Origin of the sequence: Shewanella surugensis (assembly GCF_023284005.1) — a bacterium.
Taxonomy (GTDB): Bacteria; Pseudomonadota; Gammaproteobacteria; order Enterobacterales; family Shewanellaceae; genus Shewanella; species Shewanella surugensis.
Genome location: NZ_JAKIKS010000117.1, coordinates 1 through 17,378, shown reverse-complemented (window position 1 = coordinate 17,378; position 17,378 = coordinate 1). Strand labels below are relative to the sequence as shown.

Genomic DNA, 17,378 nt, shown 5'->3' with positions numbered 1-17,378 from the left:
GTAAGGTGTTCGATCAGGGTCATTGGGTTACCTCTCAGAAAGTGAGGTGCGATTAGATCACAGTAATTCAGCAGATTCAATCTTTGTTAACAAAGTGCGATCCCGCCCTGGTAATCATACGAATGATCATTATTATGGAAAAATAATGCCTTTGTTAGAAGATATAGAAATTGAATTTGATAAGGCTTGCTCCAAGTATAGCGATGAAAAAAGACATCAGAAAGAATTAGTTAAAGAGCTTAATGAGTTATCATCTGATATTCATAAAAATATATTGGCATGGAACTATCTACTTAGAAAACACGCTGAAGATGATAAGGCATTTTCTTTGGAAAGAATGAAAAATATAACGCAACTGTAATTATGGATAATTAATATGTACTGGATAATGTTTACAGAAAGACTAAATGACGATGAAGAAATCTTATATGACGTGCCGAAAGTAATAACTGATTCTAATTTAAAGTGTAATCGTGCTTCTCATATAACAGGAAGTTACCCTTTAATTGAGCTTTCTCCAGAAGGGGGTTTTCGAACATTATCTGATAATCTTACTGCACCTGGATTTAAAGGGTTGTTAGCAAATAGACGTGTATCAGATACATTACGCGAAGTAGGGGCTAATAATATTCAAGAATTCCCAGTGTTATTACAAGGAGTTAATGATAATCAGGATTGTTCTGATTATAACTTAATCAATGTCATTGGTGATGCTGATATTATCGATTATGATAAATCAGATGTAGTGTTAAGACGTCCCGGTAATATAAAACGAATAAATGCATTATCCTTCATCGACACCAGTGATATGCCTTTGCCGTATGTGTTTCGCTTAACGAGCTTCCTACCTTTAATTATCGCTCACGATAGAGTCAAACAAGCTTTTGAAGCCAAGAATATAACAGGGTTTACCTTCTACAAACCCGAAGATTTTTCGCTGTAAATCACAAAATCCTAAAGCGGTTTTTCTTCCATTGTTAATGATAAAGCCAAGGTATCGATGATTCTTTGGCTTTGTTGTTTTTTGAGTGGTAGATCATGTTTTTACTCTTGCTAAAAAAGTGTTAGTTCAGTAACTTGGTCTAATTAAGGATCCCTTAGTTTTGGTGGGGGCGATAAAAAATGTCATCAATCATCATTCCAATGGCAGCCAAACTTGGGCGTGCAACCCACCTTCTTTGCGGTTGCTTAATACGACTTTCCCCTGATGTCTGTCGACGATACGTCTGACGATGGCCAGTCCCAATCCTGAGCCGATGCTACCGCGGGCAGTATCGCCTTGAGTGAAAGGTTCAAACAGTTTGGGGATTTGCGTTTCGTCGATCCCTGGCCCATCATCTTCGACACTAAAGCCGACTTGCTGGCCATTATATTGTGAGCTTATTTTTACCCAGCCATTGCCGTAGCGAAACGCATTTTCAACAAAATTACTAATGACGCGTTTGATCGCCACAGTTTGTATGGGGATCATGGGTAATTGGGCCAAATCGACTTCCATTACCCCGCTGCGATTGGCTTCAGAGTCTGCCACATCTTTGATTAAGTCATTGATCTGCGCCTGCTCATGGTTGGAAGATTGGTCTTGTCGAATGTAATCGATAAATTGATTAATAATGGCATCCATATCTTCGATATCATGGGCGATACCTTCTTTTAAATATTCATCTTGATCATTGATCATTTCAGAGGCTAAACGTATGCGTGTGAGTGGAGTGCGTAAATCATGAGAAATGCCCGCCATTAATAGCGCTTTGTCATGCTCTAATTGTTCCATACTGTATGACATTTGATTAAAGGATTTAGTGACGGCAATAATTTCGCTTGAGCCTGATAACGGTAAGGCTGCGGGGTATTCACCGCGGGAAACGGCCAATGCTGAGGTTTGCAATCGCTTTAAGGGGAGGTTTTGTTTACGAGCAAACCACCAACCACCAGCCACACTTAGTGCGCCGATCACCATTAAATAGAGGGTTAATGGGGATAAGTTTTGTTCACTGATATCATTTAAAGGCACTTTTACCCAAATAGAAGGGGCTTGCGGGGGACGGATCCAAATTTGAAACTCTGCTCCTTGAGCAATACGAACTTCTGCTTGGCCACCAAGGTATTCAGACATTTGTGATGAAAAATAACTGTAGTAAGTGGCTTTGTCTACACCCGCCTCTCGGGCTTGTTTTTGGTTGTAAATTTTAATGCCATCGCCACGTACTTTTGCATTGAGGGCATCCACCATACTCAAGTGTTCACGCCCGACCTCTACGCCATCAATGAAAAGTAATTTAATTTGACGGGCGATTAACTGATTGATTTGTTGGTAACTAGGCTTAATAAAATAAACCGCTACAGAGATATAAGAGACGATCTGGTTGGTTAATAATAAACAACCAATGAGCACCACAGTTTGGCTAAATGAGCTATGGGGGATGAGCCGTTGCCACCAAGATTTTTTCATATCTTAGTGACGTTCACTGCCATCAGGGACAAACACATAACCCAAGCCCCAAACTGTTTGTATGTATCTAGGGTTGGCTGCATCTTTCTCTATTAAACGTCTGAGTCGAGAGACTTGGACATCGATAGAGCGCTCTAACGCAGAATAATCTCGACCACGAGCCAAGTTCATCAGTTTATCGCGTGATAATGATTCTCTAGGATGATTAACAAGGACTTTTAAAACAGCGAACTCGCCACTGGTGAGTGAAATGGACTGACCTTCTTTATACATTTCTCGGGTGGCGAGGTTGAGTGTGAATTCACCAAATTGCACTTCTTCTTCTGCTTGAGCGGGGGCACCCGGCACTTCTAAGGTGCGACGGCGCATGACGGCTTTGATACGTGCTAATAACTCTCTGGGGTTAAAGGGTTTTGGGAGGTAATCATCGGCACCGAGTTCAAGGCCTATGATACGATCAACTTCATCGCCTTTTGCTGTGAGCATGACAATTGGTAATAGGTCATCGGTTTGGCGCAATCGCTTACAGATAGACAGCCCATCTTCACCGGGTAACATGAGGTCGAGTACCAGCAAATGAAAATTTTCTCGTTCCAGTAATCTATCCATTTGTTCAGCATTCGCTGCACTGCGTACTTGGTAGCCTTGTTCCACTAAATAGCGCTCTAATAAAGCTCTTAATCGCATATCATCATCGACGATGAGTATTTTAGAGGTTTCTTGTCCCATGTTTTAGTTCCTTTATTAGGCTGTGATGAATGATGGCGTTATCATTTGTGCAGTCTATACTCTGAGTGGTTTGGGTATCGTGTCCTTGTAATATAGCTGTTTTTCTTGACTGATGGCGATAAAGCGTTAAAGAAAGGCTCACATAACCGTGTGTCACTATAGATAAAAAAACTTATTAACACCATGAAAATATTAATAATATACTTAATTGTTATGGGAAAGTATAAATTGTAACTAAATTCAATCAGGCTCTGAGTTGTATCATCTGGTCCTTTTTAAGGGAAGTGGTTAGGGGGCGCCGAGCGTAGTCATTTCTCTGGCTTTTGCGTATTGAGTGAGTGGGACGGGCTAGGCATTATTAGTATAAGTAATGTTATTCACATACCAAGTTTGCATGCCTGTGGGGGTATCGACAATGGCTTCATCATCGACTTCTTTTTTGAGTAACGCGCGTGCCATCGGGGAATCAATAGAAATATAATCTTTACGGCCATAGATTTCATCAGGGCCAACGATCCTAAAATGTTTAGTGTCACCCTGATCATTCTCTATTCGAACCCATGCGCCAAAAAAAACTTTGCCATTTTGTTCATGAGAATGATGAATGACGTTTAACGCGTCGATACGTTTTCTTAAAAAACGAACTCGGCTGTCAATCTGTCTTAATAATCGTTTGTTTTCTTTGTAATCAGCATTTTCTGAACGATCTCCAAGACTTGCAGCCCAAGTGACTTTTTGGGTGATCTCTGGTCGGTATTCTCGCCATAAATAGTTAAGTTCTTTGGTTAATTTTTCTAATCCTTCAGGCGTGATGAGGTTTGTTTTCAAAGTGATGCTCTATACTTTTATTTGGTTATATCATGGCATAAAAAACCACGCTCGTTGAGCGTGGTTTTAATTTTTATGGTAAATGGTCTAATGTAAAGAGTGACTAAGCCTTAGTGGGCTCTGATACAACGTCATCTATTGGTGTCTCATTCTTTGGACCCCTATTGCCAGTCCAAATGCCATTATTCAGGTGAGCAAGTTCTGGGAATTGGCTACTGTCGAAGGTCGGGCTTTTACCCGCTTTGAGTTGATAGCGGTAGTCATTAATAACCTTAATCGCTAATTTAGACAGCATGAGTAAGGCTATAATGTTAACTGTTGCCATTAGACCCATGGAGAGATCGGCCAAATTCCAGACGAGGCCGATTTTTGCCACGGCGCCAAACATGACCATCCCCAAGACACAAATTCTAAACAGTGGTAGGGCTTTTTTATTATTGCGTGTTAAGAATAACACGTTAGTTTCAGCATAAGAATAATTGGCAATAATAGAGGTAAAACAGAATAGTAAAATGGCTAACGCGATGAAAATACCTCCCCAATTACCGACATGGCTTGTGAGTGCTTGGATGGTAATCGCGATACCATCACTGTCTGCACTCACATCTCCGGCCAATAAAATAATGGCTGCGGTTGCAGTACAAATGACGATAGTATCAACAAATACTCCCATCATTTGTATAAACCCTTGTGAGGCGGGATGGTTAGGATTTGGCGATGCACTCGCGGCGATATTGGCGGCGCTGCCCATACCAGCTTCGTTTGAAAATAATCCTCTGGCAATACCGGCTTGCATGGATTGAGCAATGGCGTAACCCACACCGCCTGCGACGACTTCTTGGAGGCCAAAGGCACTTTTTATCACCAGCATGAAAATACCGGGAAGTTCGCTAATGTTCATAATAACGACAATAAACGCGATACTTATATAACTAAGCGCCATGAACGGAACGATAATTTCAGAGACTTTGGCGACTTTTTTCAACCCACCAACAATGATGAAGCCGCTGCAAATAACGAGGGTAATACCGACTGTCGATGGCGCTAGATCAAATATGGTGCTCATGGCGCCAGCGATGGTATTGGCTTGAACAGCATTAAAAACCAGCCCGAAAGCAATAATAAGGAAAATGGCAAATAGCACACCCATCCAGCGTAACCCTAGGCCTTTTTCCATATAATAGGAAGGGCCGCCGCGGAATTGTCCATCTTTATCGCGAACTTTATACACTTGGGCGAGAGTTGACTCGATCATTGCGGTAGCCATCCCTAATACCGCAATGAGCCACATCCAAAAAATAGCACCGGGTCCCGCTGCGCTGATAGCCACTGCCACACCGGCCATATTACCCGCACCAACACGAGCAGCCATGCTTGTACAGAAGACTTGGAAAGAGGTTAATCCTTCTTTTGTTGGCCCTTGGCGGCTCTTCAGCATAAGTTGAGCTGAATGTTTAAAATGCGTAATTTGTATAAAGGCGAGACGGAGGGTAAAATAGAGACCCGTAGCAACTAGCCCATATATAAGTACTTTTCCCCAAAGTAGATCGTTTAAAAAATTAACAACGGTGTCTAACATTTTGTTATTCCTCACTACAAATCTAAATTCGCTTTGATTGCTAGCTTAATATTTGGCTGAATGTGATTTATCAACAAAATATGAATGTTTAATAAACAATAACATGACGTTAAAATTGAAACTTCATGTTTATAATAGATTGTATAGCCCATCTTATTGGCTATAAATATTCATATTTTTTCGACGCTTTCTTTATTTATCTTATTTAAAATTGTGAAGCTTAAATGATATAAAAAAATAAGCACAGCAAAGTAGCATACATCTAGAGACTAATCATTATTTTTTGCATACACAAACAAAAGGTTAACACTTTTGTGTATTTGTTTTTTTAATGTTAATTTTACTTGTGTGATATATTGTACTCCTCGTTATTGTTAGCTAGTTGATGTGCTATTGATTTGGCTTGGCACAGATGTGTATTCTTTTAGTCAATATTGAGAGGTGGATTATGAGTATTGACCGCAGTTATTAATGAGAACGTGAATTTTATTTAGTATTATTTATGTTGTTAACTATTTAACTTTAATATATAGAACTTCATTTTTTAATAAAGGTTGTCAATCATATATCGTTTATTAAAGCTTCATCAACGCTGGTTTTATTTTGGATATGAAAATGACGCGATCGTATATTTATTATCAATATTTTAATAACCGATATTGTTGATGGTTATTGCTAGATTGAAGACTCTTTTAAACTTTCGTTGAAGGTGCTTTTAAATTGCCGTTGAAGACTCTGATGTATTTTGAGTGAGAAAAGGTCTTAATGGCTTATTCATTTAGTAATTTTTTTAATTACTTTATTTATTTATTTGTTCATTCATCATGTTATGTTCGCTTGGGGATATTATTATTTCATATTTGATTGTCATTGATGGCATTATAATTACTCAGGGTTGCATAAGTATTTGTTTTTGATAAATATAAGCTTTTACTGATAAAAGGCAAATGAGGCGATTTATATTTATTTTGGTTTCGTTACACTTAAGTCGCTTAAGATTGAAGGTTAAATTTGAGCATCTGCTGTGGTATTGTGGACATAATCTCGGTTTTTCAATCTAGGCTCGATTTTATTTATGCAAAACATTGCTCACATTATTGCTCATGAACTAAATGTTAAGGAACAGCAAGTTACGTCTACGATTAAATTATTAGACGGTGGCGCGACTGTGCCTTTTGTTGCTCGCTATCGTAAAGAAGCCACTGGTGGATTGGATGATACTCAATTACGCAATTTATACAGTAGGTTACATTATTTACGTGATCTGAATGAACGACGTGAAGTAATATTGTCAAGTATCGACACTCAAGGGAAGCTGACTGCTGAATTGAGTCATGCCATTAAGAGCGCCGACAGTAAAACCCGTTTAGAAGATTTGTATTTACCGTATAAGCCTAAAAGACGGACTAAAGGTCAAATAGCCTTTGAGGCCGGTTTAGCGCCTTTAGCCGAGGTTTTATTAGCCAATAGGCAAGGGGACCTCGAAGCGTTGGCATCCCAGTATCTTAATGAGGAAGCGGGTTTTAGTGAGACGAAAACGGTCCTTGACGGTGCGCGTTTCATTTTAATGGAACGTTTTGCTGAAGATGCGGAGCTTTTACAAAAAATTCGCCGCCATATTAGTCAGCACGCGATCATCGAAAGTAAGTTAATTAAAGGCAAAGATAAGCAAGCGGCTAAATTTCGCGATTACTTCGAACATTCTGAAAAACTACTCAAGGTTCCTTCTCATCGTGCTTTGGCTATGCTGCGTGGCCGTAATGAAGGTGCATTGTCTTTATCATTAAATGTTGATCCTGAGCAAGAGGGGACAACCGTAAGCAATAGAAGCAGTTATTGCGTGGTCATTATTGCTGAGCATTTACGCTTTAATTTAGGTTCAAGTGACATTGAACAGTGGCTTAAAACGGTTATTACTGCGACTTGGCGTATTAAAATTTCACCTCAGATGGAAACGGAATTTTTTGGCCGTATGCGTGAAATGGCAGAAAACGATTCAATTAAGGTTTTTAGTCGTAATTTGGGTGATTTATTGATGGCGCCGCCCACGGGAGCTAAAGTGACTTTAGGATTAGATCCCGGTTTACGCAGTGGAGTGAAGGTTGCCATTGTTAATGAAACCAGTAAATGTGTCGCCCATAGCACCATTTTTCCTCATGCTCCACAAAATCAGTGGGACAAATCGATTCGAACCTTATCTAATTTAGTCAAAATGCATAAGGTTGAATTAATCGCAATTGGAAATGGCACGGCTTCTCGTGAAACCGATAAGCTAGCTGGTGAATTAATGACGGCCTTGAAAGCGGACATTCCAACACTGGTCAAGATCATGGTGAGTGAAGCGGGCGCGTCAGTGTATTCGGCCTCAGCATTAGCGGCAGAAGAGTTTCCAGATTTAGATGTGTCTATTCGTGGTGCGGTGTCGATTGCTCGTCGTTTGCAAGATCCATTAGCTGAGTTGGTTAAAATTGAAGCAAAAGCTATTGGTGTGGGTCAATATCAGCATGATGTCAGTCAAAGTCAGTTGTCTTTATCGTTAGAGGCGGTGGTTGAAGACTGCGTTAATGCCGTGGGTGTTGATGTGAATATGGCGTCTCCCGCGTTGCTTGCACAAGTGGCAGGGCTAAATAAGACGTTGGCCAGAAATATTGTGCAATATCGTGATGAGCATGGTCGTTTTGATGATCGTAAAACCCTACTTCAGGTACCCCGATTAGGGCCTAAAGCATTTGAACAGGCCGCAGGTTTTTTACGTATATCGAACGGTACTTATCCACTCGATAGCTCGGCTGTACATCCTGAAGCCTATGCCTTAGTTGAGTCTATCGCTCAAGCTAAAAATCAAACGCTTGAAGCGTTAATGGGTAACACTGATGTGTTAACCAGCATTGAGCCTGCAGATTTTATGACCGATGTGTTTGGTTTGCCAACGGTAACCGATATTTTGTATGAATTAGATAAACCCGGTCGCGATCCTCGAGGTGAATTTAAAACCGCCACATTCAAAGAAGGCGTACAAGGGGTGAATGACCTTAAGCTTGATATGATCCTTGAAGGGGTGGTGACAAATGTGACTAATTTTGGTGCTTTTGTCGATGTGGGGGTGCATCAAGATGGGTTAGTGCATATTTCCTCGTTAACCGATAAATTTGTCAGTGATCCTCACACCTTGGTGAAAGCTGGTGATGTGGTGAAAGTTAAAGTGATGGAAGTGGATGCCGATCGCAAAAGGATCAGTTTAAGTATGCGTCTTGACGATAAAGCGGGGGAGATCAAGTCTAAACCCGCTAAATCAAGTGATGTGTCTCGACATAAAACCCAGACTAAGCGTCACAGTAATCAAGAGCAGGCGTCAAAGAATAAAGCGAAGCAACCCACGAATGCGGCAATGGGCAATGCCTTTGCCGATGCGTTCGCTAAATTGAAAAAATAATTTTTTATTGATTAGATGAATACGTGTTGTTCATTGAGAGGTTGTTATATGCGTGCTGGTTTCAATTTAGGTCCCTTTCGATCTATTTTAATATTTTGTTTAGTGGCTCTTGCCATAATGATGCTGAGTCGATTCGGTTTAGGCATATGGCAAGCTGATCGTGTGACGGATGCCGGTGGTTGGTCAAATCTACTGTTCCAGGGACTGAGAGTGGATGTGGCAACGTTATGTTGGTTATGGGGTATTGCTGCATTAGGGACGGTGATCTTCAGTGGCCCTCATGCAGTGGGTCGAGTATGGAATATCATTTTACGGATATGGTTAACCTTAGGTCTTTGGTTAATGGTATTTCTTGAAGCATCCACGCCGGCCTTTATTGAAGAGTATGGCATTCGCCCTAATCGTCTTTATGTTGAATATCTCATTTACCCTAAAGAAGTGCTGTCTATGCTATGGGCTGGACGGCCAATAGAGGTGATATTTTCACTATTGCTAACGGTCGTGACATTGTGGTTCGGTTGGCGTTTGAGCGCAGCTTTACTGAAAAATGTGTCCTACCCTCGTTGGTTTTGGCGACCCGTCATTGCATTACTTGTGATTGTGGTGACGTTTGCGGGGGCGCGTTCGACGCTGGGTCATAGACCATTAAATCCTGCTATGGTGGCATTTTCAACCGATCCGCTGGTGAATTCTTTAGTGATTAATTCTTCTTATTCGTTATTTTTTGCCATTAATCAAATGAGAAGCGAAGCGGATGCGGCTAAAATTTATGGCAAGATGGATGCAGATAAGATTATTGACTTGGTTCGGGCTGATAGTGGTCGTCCTCTGAGTGATTTTACCTCTAACGCTTTTCCGAGCCGCAGTTATAATGCAGCGAGTTATACGGGTAAGCCCAAAAACTTAGTGATCATTTTAGAAGAAAGTTTGGGGGCTCAGTTTGTGGGGAATTTAGGTGGTTTACCGTTAACCCCTAATCTTGATGCCTTATCAAAACAAGGTTGGTCTTTTAATGATCTTTATGCCACTGGAACGCGTTCGGTTCGGGGCATTGAAGCGGTGACTACCGGTTTTACGCCAACACCTGCTCGCTCGGTGGTGAAATTGGGTAAGAGTCAAACTAATTTCTTTACCATAGCCGACCTACTCTCGAAACAAGGTTATACCACGCAGTTTATTTATGGTGGCGAGAGCTATTTTGATAATATGCGTAGCTTTTTTCTGGGTAATGGCTTTCAAGATATTGTGGATGAAACTGATTATGATTCTCCCGCTTTTGTAGGATCTTGGGGGGTCTCTGATGAAGATTTAATGCGTAAGGCTAATAGTGAGTTTGAGCGGTTGAATAAAGAGGGTAAGCCTTTTGCTAGCTTAGTGTTTAGCTCCAGTAATCATGATCCGTTTGAGTTTCCCGATGATCGTATTGATTTGTATGAGCAGCCGAAGCAAACCCGTAATAATGCGGCAAAGTATGCTGATTACGCCATTGGCGAGTTTTTCAAATTAGCTAAAAAGTCAGATTACTGGAAAGATACTATTTTCTTGATTGTGGCCGATCACGATAGTCGTGTCAGTGGTGCCAGTTTAGTGCCCATTTCTCGCTTTCGGATCCCTGGGGTGATTTTAGGTGAGGGCGTTGTGCCTAAACAAGATAATCGTGTTGTGAGTCAAATTGATTTAGCGCCGACTTTATTATCTCTGATGGGCATTTCTGCGACTTACCCCATGCTGGGGCAAGATTTAACGAAGGTAAGTGATGATTGGCCCGGTCGCGCCTTAATGCAATATGATAAAAACATGGCCTATATGCGTGGGAATGATGTGGTGATTTTACAGCCAGAGCATGAAGCTAAGGGTTTTGAGTACGATCCTGTTAAGCAAAGCTTGAAAGAGCAGCCGCAAAGTAAAGCGATGAAACAAACGGCTTTAGCATGGGCACTATGGGGGAGTCTCGCTTACCAAAAAGGCTATTTTAATGCCGATGCACCTGCTGTTGACCCGCTTAATGAGGACAAATCCACTTCTGATGCTGTCCACGAGCATTAATTTGACTGATTGCTTATCAAAGAGACAATAAGTATCAGAGGTATAAAAGCGATCATTAGAATGATGAATAAAAGGGATAGCGTTGCTATCCCTTTTTTATTCAGCTTAGATTAAAGCCTCTTCAACTAATGTGGTTATATAAAAAATGATAGGAGATGCAACATGAAGTTGGTAGTCAGAGAGGTTTTAAAGCTAGTGATCTTATTTTCGTTGTTACTTTGGATCCCGTATTTATTCAATTAACCTGAAACGGGGGGGAAGGATACTATGTTTTTTTCTTAATGTATCACGGGTATAAATCAAATGATTATTTTTTCGCTATGATTTTTGTTTGCCTCCTACTCGATGTCTGTGTTTCATCTGCGCGTGTTTAGGTCGCTATTTTATACTGTATCTCTTTGTTCACTTTGTATGAGGTGAGTTTATGTCAGTATTATTGCGTCGTTTTATATTGAGCTGTCTTTTTCTCATTGTGTTAGGCGTGCTGTTTTCTAATGAAGCGCGCGCATCGGATCACAGCAGTATAGGATCTGTCAGTCAAACCCAAAAAGAATGACGGATTAATGTTTATCTTGATCACGGCTTAACGCTGCTCATCTAACCACAGATGTACTGCTTGTATGAAGACTTGTGGATGACTAATAAAAGGGGCGTGTGAGGCTTTGGGGATGATCACATCTTGGATGGAGGCTTTTTGAGGCATTAGGGAGGTAATCGCTTGCGGGACGAGCCCGTCGAGACGGCCCCATATTCTCAACCAAGGTTGCTCTATGCGGGTAATGTCTTGACGTAAATCGGTTCTGGCTAACATGTTAAGCCCTTGTGTGAGGGCGGTGGCTTTGGGTTGAGGGCATGCATCGATTAAGGCTTTTAGTTGTTTGATATCACTTTTAGCGCTTTGACTGCCCATGGCTTGGATCGAGAGAAACTGATTAATGGTGCGCGATAAATTTAAGCTCAGGGCGTGATGAAATTGCTCGAGTAATTGGGGTGCCATGCCTGGCCATGTAATATTTTTTTGTGTCACTTCCCCTGTATTTTCCTTGGTACTTTGTCGAGCGGTGCTTTCTTGCGCCATAAAGTAAGGAGAAGAGGCGATAGTGATTAAGGCTTTTATTTTTTCTGGATAGCGACAAGCTGCCCGTGAAGCAATTAGGCCGCCTAGGGACCAACCTAACCAAATACTGTTATCTGGGATGATATCAATGATGGCATCGACCCAAGCATCAATATCGCCTTTGATGACAGAGCTGAAGCCGAAACCCGGCAAATCAACATTGTGCACTCTATACTGTGTGAAAGCTTCTTGCAGTGGTGTAAAGACGGCACTATTCATCCCCCAACCATGTAGCATCACCAGATCTTGTCCCTGTCCGATAGAGGTTAAGTGCAATGGATTATTGGTTAAAGAGTGATGATTTAATGTTGAGTGTTCCACTGAGAGCTACCTGTTAAACGTTATGATTTTAAAACGACCACCAACAAGATTGAGTTAACAAATGCGCAGGCAGATAGTAGGTTACTTACGTTTTATCCCTTGCTATGTAAAGTGGGTAAAAGACAAAGGGAAAAACGTATTCGCCACCATTTTACCTAATCGTTGCTTAATGTGCCATCAAGGGATAATGCTGCCTGATAAGGGGATTTGCCCTGTTTGCTTTGAATTCAGTCTTTATCACTTTCCAGTGTGTTTAGGTTGTGGTCGCAAAATGTTCATTGATACTGATTTTTGTGGGGGATGCTTGTTGACTTCGCCATTAAAAGTTGTGGCTCCCTGTAGTTATCATCAAGGTTTAGGGACATTTGTGGCTGCCATGAAGTACCAAGCACAATTTTCCGCTTTGGATTGTTTAACCGATGCGTTAATCAATCGTATTAAAACATTGGAGAGTAAAGGGTTGCTAATCATGCTACAAGTACTGATCCCCGTCCCGTTACATTCAAAGCGTTTACGACAAAGAGGCTTCAATCAGGCTTGGATTATTGCCAATACTTTGAGTAAAAAACTCAATATTCCTTTGTTCACCGAAGGGTTATCTCGCATTAAAAACACTCTGCCTCAAGCAGGACTCTCTGGTAAAGATCGTAGGCAAAACCTCAATAACGCCTTTATATTAGCAGAGTCGCTCGATCTACAACGTATTGCACTCATTGATGATGTCGTCACGACGGGGACAACCGTTGATGCGATAGCGAGCTTATTTCAAAAACAGCATATTCATGTACAAGTTTGGTGTTTGGCGCGTGCAGAAGCGCCAGGATTACTGAATTAATGTGTAATATTTGACTCTAATAGATTGATTTTAAATTTATTACATACAAAGTGTCGTTGTTGGGATTTAAAAAATAAAAATATAACACAGTCTTAAAATTGTGACGACGAACTCAATCGGGACTACACAGAATATGCGAGTAGGAGTATCATAGGTGTATTCTTTACTAAAACGCTCAGGTATATCCTGACGGAGCATATTTCATGATTAGTATTTCTGATACCGCTCAGGCCCATTTTGTTAAATTGCTAGCGGATCAGCCTGAAGGCACACATATACGTGTGTTTGTGATTAGTCCTGGTACCGCGCAGGCTGAGTGTGGCGTGTCTTATTGCCCGCCTGATGCGGTTGAGCCTGATGATACAGAGTTAACTTTTAACGGCTTTACGGGCATGGTTGACGAGAAAAGTGTTCCTTTTCTTGAAGATGCCAGTATCGATTTTGTAACTGATCAACTCGGTTCTCAATTAACGTTAAAAGCGCCAAATGCTAAAATGCGTAAAGTGTCTGGAGACGCCCCTTTGATTGAGCGTATTCAGTATGTCATCGAATCAGAGATAAATCCTCAGCTAGCGAGTCATGGCGGTAATATTAACCTGATTGAAGTCACTGAAGATAAGGTGGCAGTCTTGCAGTTTGGCGGCGGCTGTAATGGTTGCTCTATGGTGGATGTCACTTTAAAAGATGGTATTGAAAAGCAGTTATTAGAGATGTTTTCCGGTGAAATTTCTGGTGTTCGGGATGTGACCGATCATCAATCGGGTGAGCATTCTTACCAATAAGAATTGCTGTGATGTCTGTGATTGAATAAGCGCCTGCGCCATGCAGGCTTTTTTGTGTTTATTGCTTTCTAATATCGGCGACTTTAATTTGTATTTGTGTTTTGACTAGCTGAGTTAACCAGCGCATTCTGGGGTGAGCTTGATCTCGCTTTTTGCTTATCATGTCAATATTAAAGTCTGGAATATCAATAGGAGGGGCGCAGAGCGTAATCTGATCATCTATGAGTTCAGTTTTTCCGACTAACTCAGCCATCACCGCCAGTAATTTTCGCCCAGAAAGCATATTACGTGCGGTTAAAAATCGTGTCGTGCCTAATACGACATTGCGTTGCTTTTTTTGCTCTTGGAGAGTGATGTCGACGGGAGTCGTTAGTGAATTATTTCCAGTGATGATGATTTGTGGTGTGGATAAATATTCTTGCCGTGAAATAGGTAGGGTGATTTTCATCTGTTGATTGTCAAACATACAGACATGCCGTTCACTGTATAAAAAAGAGCGTATGAGTGAAGTGGGTAGAAGAGAGAAAACCCCTACAGCGATGTCAATATCATTATTTTCAATGAGTTGTTTAGCATCATTATTATCAGTTGATTTGAATAATATTTTGGCTTTTGGGGCTGTTTTTTGGAGTTCATCAAATAAGTTAGGCCCAAAAATTTGTTCCGTATAGTCACTTAGACCAATGCTGAATGTTCCTTCAAATGATGTGGGGATAAATGTGTTTTGTGGCAATATCTCTTCTTTTATCAGTTTGAGTATGGTGGTTACCTTGGGCGCGATCTCTGTTGCGCGGCAAGTGGGGACCATAATATTGCCTTGCCTTTCGAATAGAGGATCGTTGAGTAATTGCCTTAAACGTTTCAAGTTATAGCTGGTGGCTGGTTGACCTAAATGTAAATATTCTGAAGCGGCTGAGACACTATGAAAACGCATCATTGCATCAAATGTGAGTAGCAGATTTAAATCGACACCTCGCCAATTAATATCATTCATTTATTTATTCATCATTTCACTGTGATAAGCGGACATTAATTAGTGTAATTGATACAGAATATAAATCCATTCAATTTCACTGATTAACTGTGGGGCTTTACAATGCTTAACACCCCCTTGTTGTTGTATTCGCCTATTTATTTAAAAAGGCTGGTTACATTGATAATCATCATGAGAAGAAAATAATGGATCAAGTTATCACTTTACCCATGTGGAAAAATAAGAATTACGTCCGATTACTCAGTGCTCAAGTCATTTCGCTAATGGGTACTGGCATTAGTTCAGTATGTTTAGCTTTATTTGCTTACCAGTTAGCGGGAAAGGATGCGAGTATGGTATTGAGTATTGCTTTTGCATTAAAAATGCTGGCTTATATCGGACTGGCTCCGTTATTTGGCGCTATGGCTTCACGACTTCCTAAGCAAAAGGTGATGTTTTTTCTTGATATTGTTAGAGCATTAATGTTTGCTTACCTGCCATTTGTGACACAAGTCTGGGAAATTTATATATTAATTTTTGTTATTAACGCGTGTTCAGCTGGGTTTACCCCTTTATTTCAATCAAGTTTACCGCAAGTTTTGCCGAATAAAGATCAATATACTAAAGCATTGTCATTGAGTCGGCAGGCTTATGACTTGGAATTGATTTTCAGTCCATTATTGACTGCACTTCTCCTCGGTATTGTGAGTTTTAAATTTTTATTTTGGATTGATTCGATAAGCTTTCTGCTGTCTGGTGCATTGATTTTTCTATGTGTCATACCCAATATGAAGTTAACTCAATCATTAGACAAAAAATTGAGTTGGAGTCATATTAAATACGGTATTCAAAGCTATCTAAAAGTTCCTTCACTAAGATCACTTTGGTATGCGTATTTAGCCGCGGCTAGCGCCAGTGCGATGGTGATCGTTAATACTGTGGTTTATGTGCGTGATGTTTTATCCGGAAATGACACCCAAACAGCATTAGCTATGGGCTTGGTAGGGTTGGGCTCTATTTTTATTGCCTTCAACTCCCCGAAATGGTTAAAGCGGTATTCCCCCTCTCAGTTTAATCTAATGGGATTACTCATTATTTGTTTGGCATTTTTTTTGGGAGCTTGGACGCCGCCATGGTTTGGTTTCTCTTTAATGTGTATTGCTTTAGGTGTAGGGATGTCGTGTATTCAAACCCCAGCAGGTTTAACAATTACTCAAGCCTGTACTGATGAAGATACAAGTGTTTTTTTCTCTGCTCACTTTTCTTTAACTCATTTTTGGTGGCTTATTACTTATATTATCGCGGGAGTGAGTGCTCAATATTTGGGGGTAGTGCAGGCTTATTTTATTATGGGGTTAATATCCTTGATTAGCTTAGGGCTTTATTTATGGGAACAGAGTAATCAAAAATAATTGGAGATTAATGTTGTTAAGTGATTTTGATAAAATATGTCATCTGTGCTATATGACATATTTAGATACAATGTAACAAACATTAACTTTTATTAATGAAGTAACATTTAATGAATTCTTTAAATGAAAGATTGAAGATAAATTAGGTGGTACTTATGAAGAGGGTTAAATTTCAAGTTTGTTGTAAGCTAGGTTTAGTTGGCTTTTTTTATGTCATGAGTCTTATTTATACTCAATTTCTTTATGCAGTTACCATTGATGATCCTATTGACGGTGAGGATACAAGCAGAGAAGCGGTGCTGTTTACTGCAAAGTACCCAGCAAGTGCGGCGGTGTATATTTCTCTATGTGATGACGATGATAAAACTTATGCTTGTAGTGGTGCGATGATCGGACTTAATCAAGTCTTGACTGCAGCTCATTGTGTTGTTGATTTAAAAGTGAATTATGTTTACCCCGCTTATGATCACGTGAATAAAACAGCTCCTTTTGGCAGCTGTAAAGCGCAAACCGTGCAATATTTACCAGAGGCGAGATCTAATAGTGAGTATTTATTTACAACAGTATGGGCGGATTATGCCTTAATTACCCTAACGGATTGCTCAATGAGTGGTGATATTGGGGCGTTTACGGGTTGGTTTGGGTTAACAGATGAGATTGTAGAATCCGATAGTGTTGAGTTATGGGCCTGGTTTTACGCTTAATGTTGGTGATGGAAAAATTAGTTCATTAGTTCATTAGTTCATTAGTTCATTAGTTCATCTTAGATTGCCATAATAACCGACACACTTTGGTATAGAAAAGAGGGTTAGCTGCCTATAAGCTTCAATCTCTCACAAAATCGGCCAAGGTTCTCAAATGAAAAACCAAT

The 17,378-nt window shown here is 40.4% G+C and carries 15 protein-coding genes; 9 read left to right on the top strand and 6 right to left on the bottom strand.

Features of this window, described 5'->3' with window-relative positions:
* Positions 1-145 precede the first annotated feature (145 nt).
* Together L2764_RS21325 and L2764_RS21320 are read left to right on the top strand one after the other, a co-directional pair.
* Entirely contained in the window at positions 146-361 is a 216-nt protein-coding gene (locus L2764_RS21325; RefSeq protein WP_248942355.1) for a hypothetical protein, read from the top strand.
* A 15-nt stretch (positions 362-376) separates the two neighbouring features.
* The gene (locus L2764_RS21320) at positions 377-943 is read left to right on the top strand and encodes an imm11 family protein (protein WP_248942354.1); all 567 of its coding nucleotides are present in this window, start codon (positions 377-379) and stop codon (positions 941-943) included.
* Between the two features lie 192 nt (positions 944-1,135).
* Here L2764_RS21320 and envZ read toward each other — a convergent pair whose 3' ends face one another.
* The 4 genes from envZ to L2764_RS21300 form a co-directional block, all read right to left on the bottom strand.
* A complete protein-coding gene (gene envZ / locus L2764_RS21315; RefSeq protein ID WP_248942353.1) occupies positions 1,136-2,452 on the bottom strand; it encodes a two-component system sensor histidine kinase EnvZ in 1,317 nt (438 codons plus the stop codon).
* A 3-nt stretch (positions 2,453-2,455) separates the two neighbouring features.
* Positions 2,456-3,181, bottom strand: a complete 726-nt coding sequence (ompR, locus tag L2764_RS21310) for an osmolarity response regulator transcription factor OmpR (RefSeq protein WP_248942352.1) — start codon at positions 3,179-3,181, stop codon at positions 2,456-2,458.
* 348 nt (positions 3,182-3,529) lie between these two features.
* A complete protein-coding gene (greB, locus tag L2764_RS21305; RefSeq protein WP_248942351.1) occupies positions 3,530-4,009 on the bottom strand; it encodes a transcription elongation factor GreB in 480 nt (159 codons plus the stop codon).
* A gap of 103 nt (positions 4,010-4,112) precedes the next feature.
* On the bottom strand, positions 4,113-5,588 hold the full coding sequence (locus tag L2764_RS21300) for an alanine/glycine:cation symporter family protein (RefSeq protein ID WP_248942350.1): 1,476 nt from the start codon (positions 5,586-5,588) through the stop codon (positions 4,113-4,115).
* Positions 5,589-6,663: 1,075 nt separating this feature from the next.
* Between L2764_RS21300 and L2764_RS21295 the strand changes: the two genes are divergently transcribed.
* From L2764_RS21295 to L2764_RS27870, 3 genes are all read left to right on the top strand, one after another.
* The gene (locus tag L2764_RS21295) at positions 6,664-9,021 is read left to right on the top strand and encodes a Tex family protein (protein ID WP_248942349.1); all 2,358 of its coding nucleotides are present in this window, start codon (positions 6,664-6,666) and stop codon (positions 9,019-9,021) included.
* Positions 9,022-9,069: 48 nt separating this feature from the next.
* Complete coding sequence (locus L2764_RS21290; protein WP_248942348.1) at positions 9,070-11,067, top strand: LTA synthase family protein; 1,998 nt, start codon at positions 9,070-9,072, stop codon at positions 11,065-11,067.
* A 424-nt stretch (positions 11,068-11,491) separates the two neighbouring features.
* The gene (locus L2764_RS27870) at positions 11,492-11,623 is read left to right on the top strand and encodes a hypothetical protein (protein WP_283107107.1); all 132 of its coding nucleotides are present in this window, start codon (positions 11,492-11,494) and stop codon (positions 11,621-11,623) included.
* A gap of 27 nt (positions 11,624-11,650) precedes the next feature.
* Here the strand turns inward: L2764_RS27870 and bioH are convergent, their stop codons facing one another.
* Positions 11,651-12,421, bottom strand: a complete 771-nt coding sequence (bioH, locus tag L2764_RS21285) for a pimeloyl-ACP methyl ester esterase BioH (RefSeq protein WP_248942357.1) — start codon at positions 12,419-12,421, stop codon at positions 11,651-11,653.
* A gap of 145 nt (positions 12,422-12,566) precedes the next feature.
* Here bioH and L2764_RS21280 point away from each other — a divergent pair, with 145 nt between their 5' ends.
* The gene (locus L2764_RS21280; protein WP_283107106.1) at positions 12,567-13,340 is read left to right on the top strand and encodes a ComFC family protein; all 774 of its coding nucleotides are present in this window, start codon (positions 12,567-12,569) and stop codon (positions 13,338-13,340) included.
* Between the two features lie 203 nt (positions 13,341-13,543).
* Complete coding sequence (gene nfuA / locus L2764_RS21275) at positions 13,544-14,122, top strand: Fe-S biogenesis protein NfuA (protein WP_248942347.1); 579 nt, start codon at positions 13,544-13,546, stop codon at positions 14,120-14,122.
* A gap of 58 nt (positions 14,123-14,180) precedes the next feature.
* Here the strand turns inward: nfuA and L2764_RS21270 are convergent, their stop codons facing one another.
* Positions 14,181-15,116 carry a LysR substrate-binding domain-containing protein gene (locus L2764_RS21270; RefSeq protein WP_248942346.1) on the bottom strand — a complete coding sequence of 312 codons (936 nt, stop codon included), beginning with the start codon at positions 15,114-15,116 and terminating at the stop codon, positions 14,181-14,183.
* A gap of 185 nt (positions 15,117-15,301) precedes the next feature.
* Between L2764_RS21270 and L2764_RS21265 the strand changes: the two genes are divergently transcribed.
* The gene (locus L2764_RS21265; RefSeq protein WP_248942345.1) at positions 15,302-16,507 is read left to right on the top strand and encodes an MFS transporter; all 1,206 of its coding nucleotides are present in this window, start codon (positions 15,302-15,304) and stop codon (positions 16,505-16,507) included.
* 155 nt (positions 16,508-16,662) lie between these two features.
* Positions 16,663-17,211, top strand: a complete 549-nt coding sequence (locus L2764_RS21260) for a trypsin-like serine peptidase (RefSeq protein WP_248942344.1) — start codon at positions 16,663-16,665, stop codon at positions 17,209-17,211.
* Positions 17,212-17,378 lie beyond the last annotated feature (167 nt).

Coding starts and splice junctions, on each gene's coding strand:
- ompR (WP_248942352.1), bottom strand. CDS start 3,181: ATGGGACAAGAAACCTCTAAAATACTCATCGTCGATGATGATATGCGA.
- L2764_RS21325 (WP_248942355.1), top strand. CDS start 146: ATGCCTTTGTTAGAAGATATAGAAATTGAATTTGATAAGGCTTGCTCC.
- L2764_RS21295 (WP_248942349.1), top strand. CDS start 6,664: ATGCAAAACATTGCTCACATTATTGCTCATGAACTAAATGTTAAGGAA.
- bioH (WP_248942357.1), bottom strand. CDS start 12,421: ATGCTACATGGTTGGGGGATGAATAGTGCCGTCTTTACACCACTGCAA.
- L2764_RS21280 (WP_283107106.1), top strand. CDS start 12,567: ATGCGCAGGCAGATAGTAGGTTACTTACGTTTTATCCCTTGCTATGTA.
- L2764_RS21260 (WP_248942344.1), top strand. CDS start 16,663: ATGAAGAGGGTTAAATTTCAAGTTTGTTGTAAGCTAGGTTTAGTTGGC.
- L2764_RS21300 (WP_248942350.1), bottom strand. CDS start 5,588: ATGTTAGACACCGTTGTTAATTTTTTAAACGATCTACTTTGGGGAAAA.
- L2764_RS21270 (WP_248942346.1), bottom strand. CDS start 15,116: ATGAATGATATTAATTGGCGAGGTGTCGATTTAAATCTGCTACTCACA.
- L2764_RS21290 (WP_248942348.1), top strand. CDS start 9,070: ATGCGTGCTGGTTTCAATTTAGGTCCCTTTCGATCTATTTTAATATTT.
- envZ (WP_248942353.1), bottom strand. CDS start 2,452: ATGAAAAAATCTTGGTGGCAACGGCTCATCCCCCATAGCTCATTTAGC.
- L2764_RS21320 (WP_248942354.1), top strand. CDS start 377: ATGTACTGGATAATGTTTACAGAAAGACTAAATGACGATGAAGAAATC.
- nfuA (WP_248942347.1), top strand. CDS start 13,544: ATGATTAGTATTTCTGATACCGCTCAGGCCCATTTTGTTAAATTGCTA.
- L2764_RS21265 (WP_248942345.1), top strand. CDS start 15,302: ATGGATCAAGTTATCACTTTACCCATGTGGAAAAATAAGAATTACGTC.
- L2764_RS27870 (WP_283107107.1), top strand. CDS start 11,492: ATGTCAGTATTATTGCGTCGTTTTATATTGAGCTGTCTTTTTCTCATT.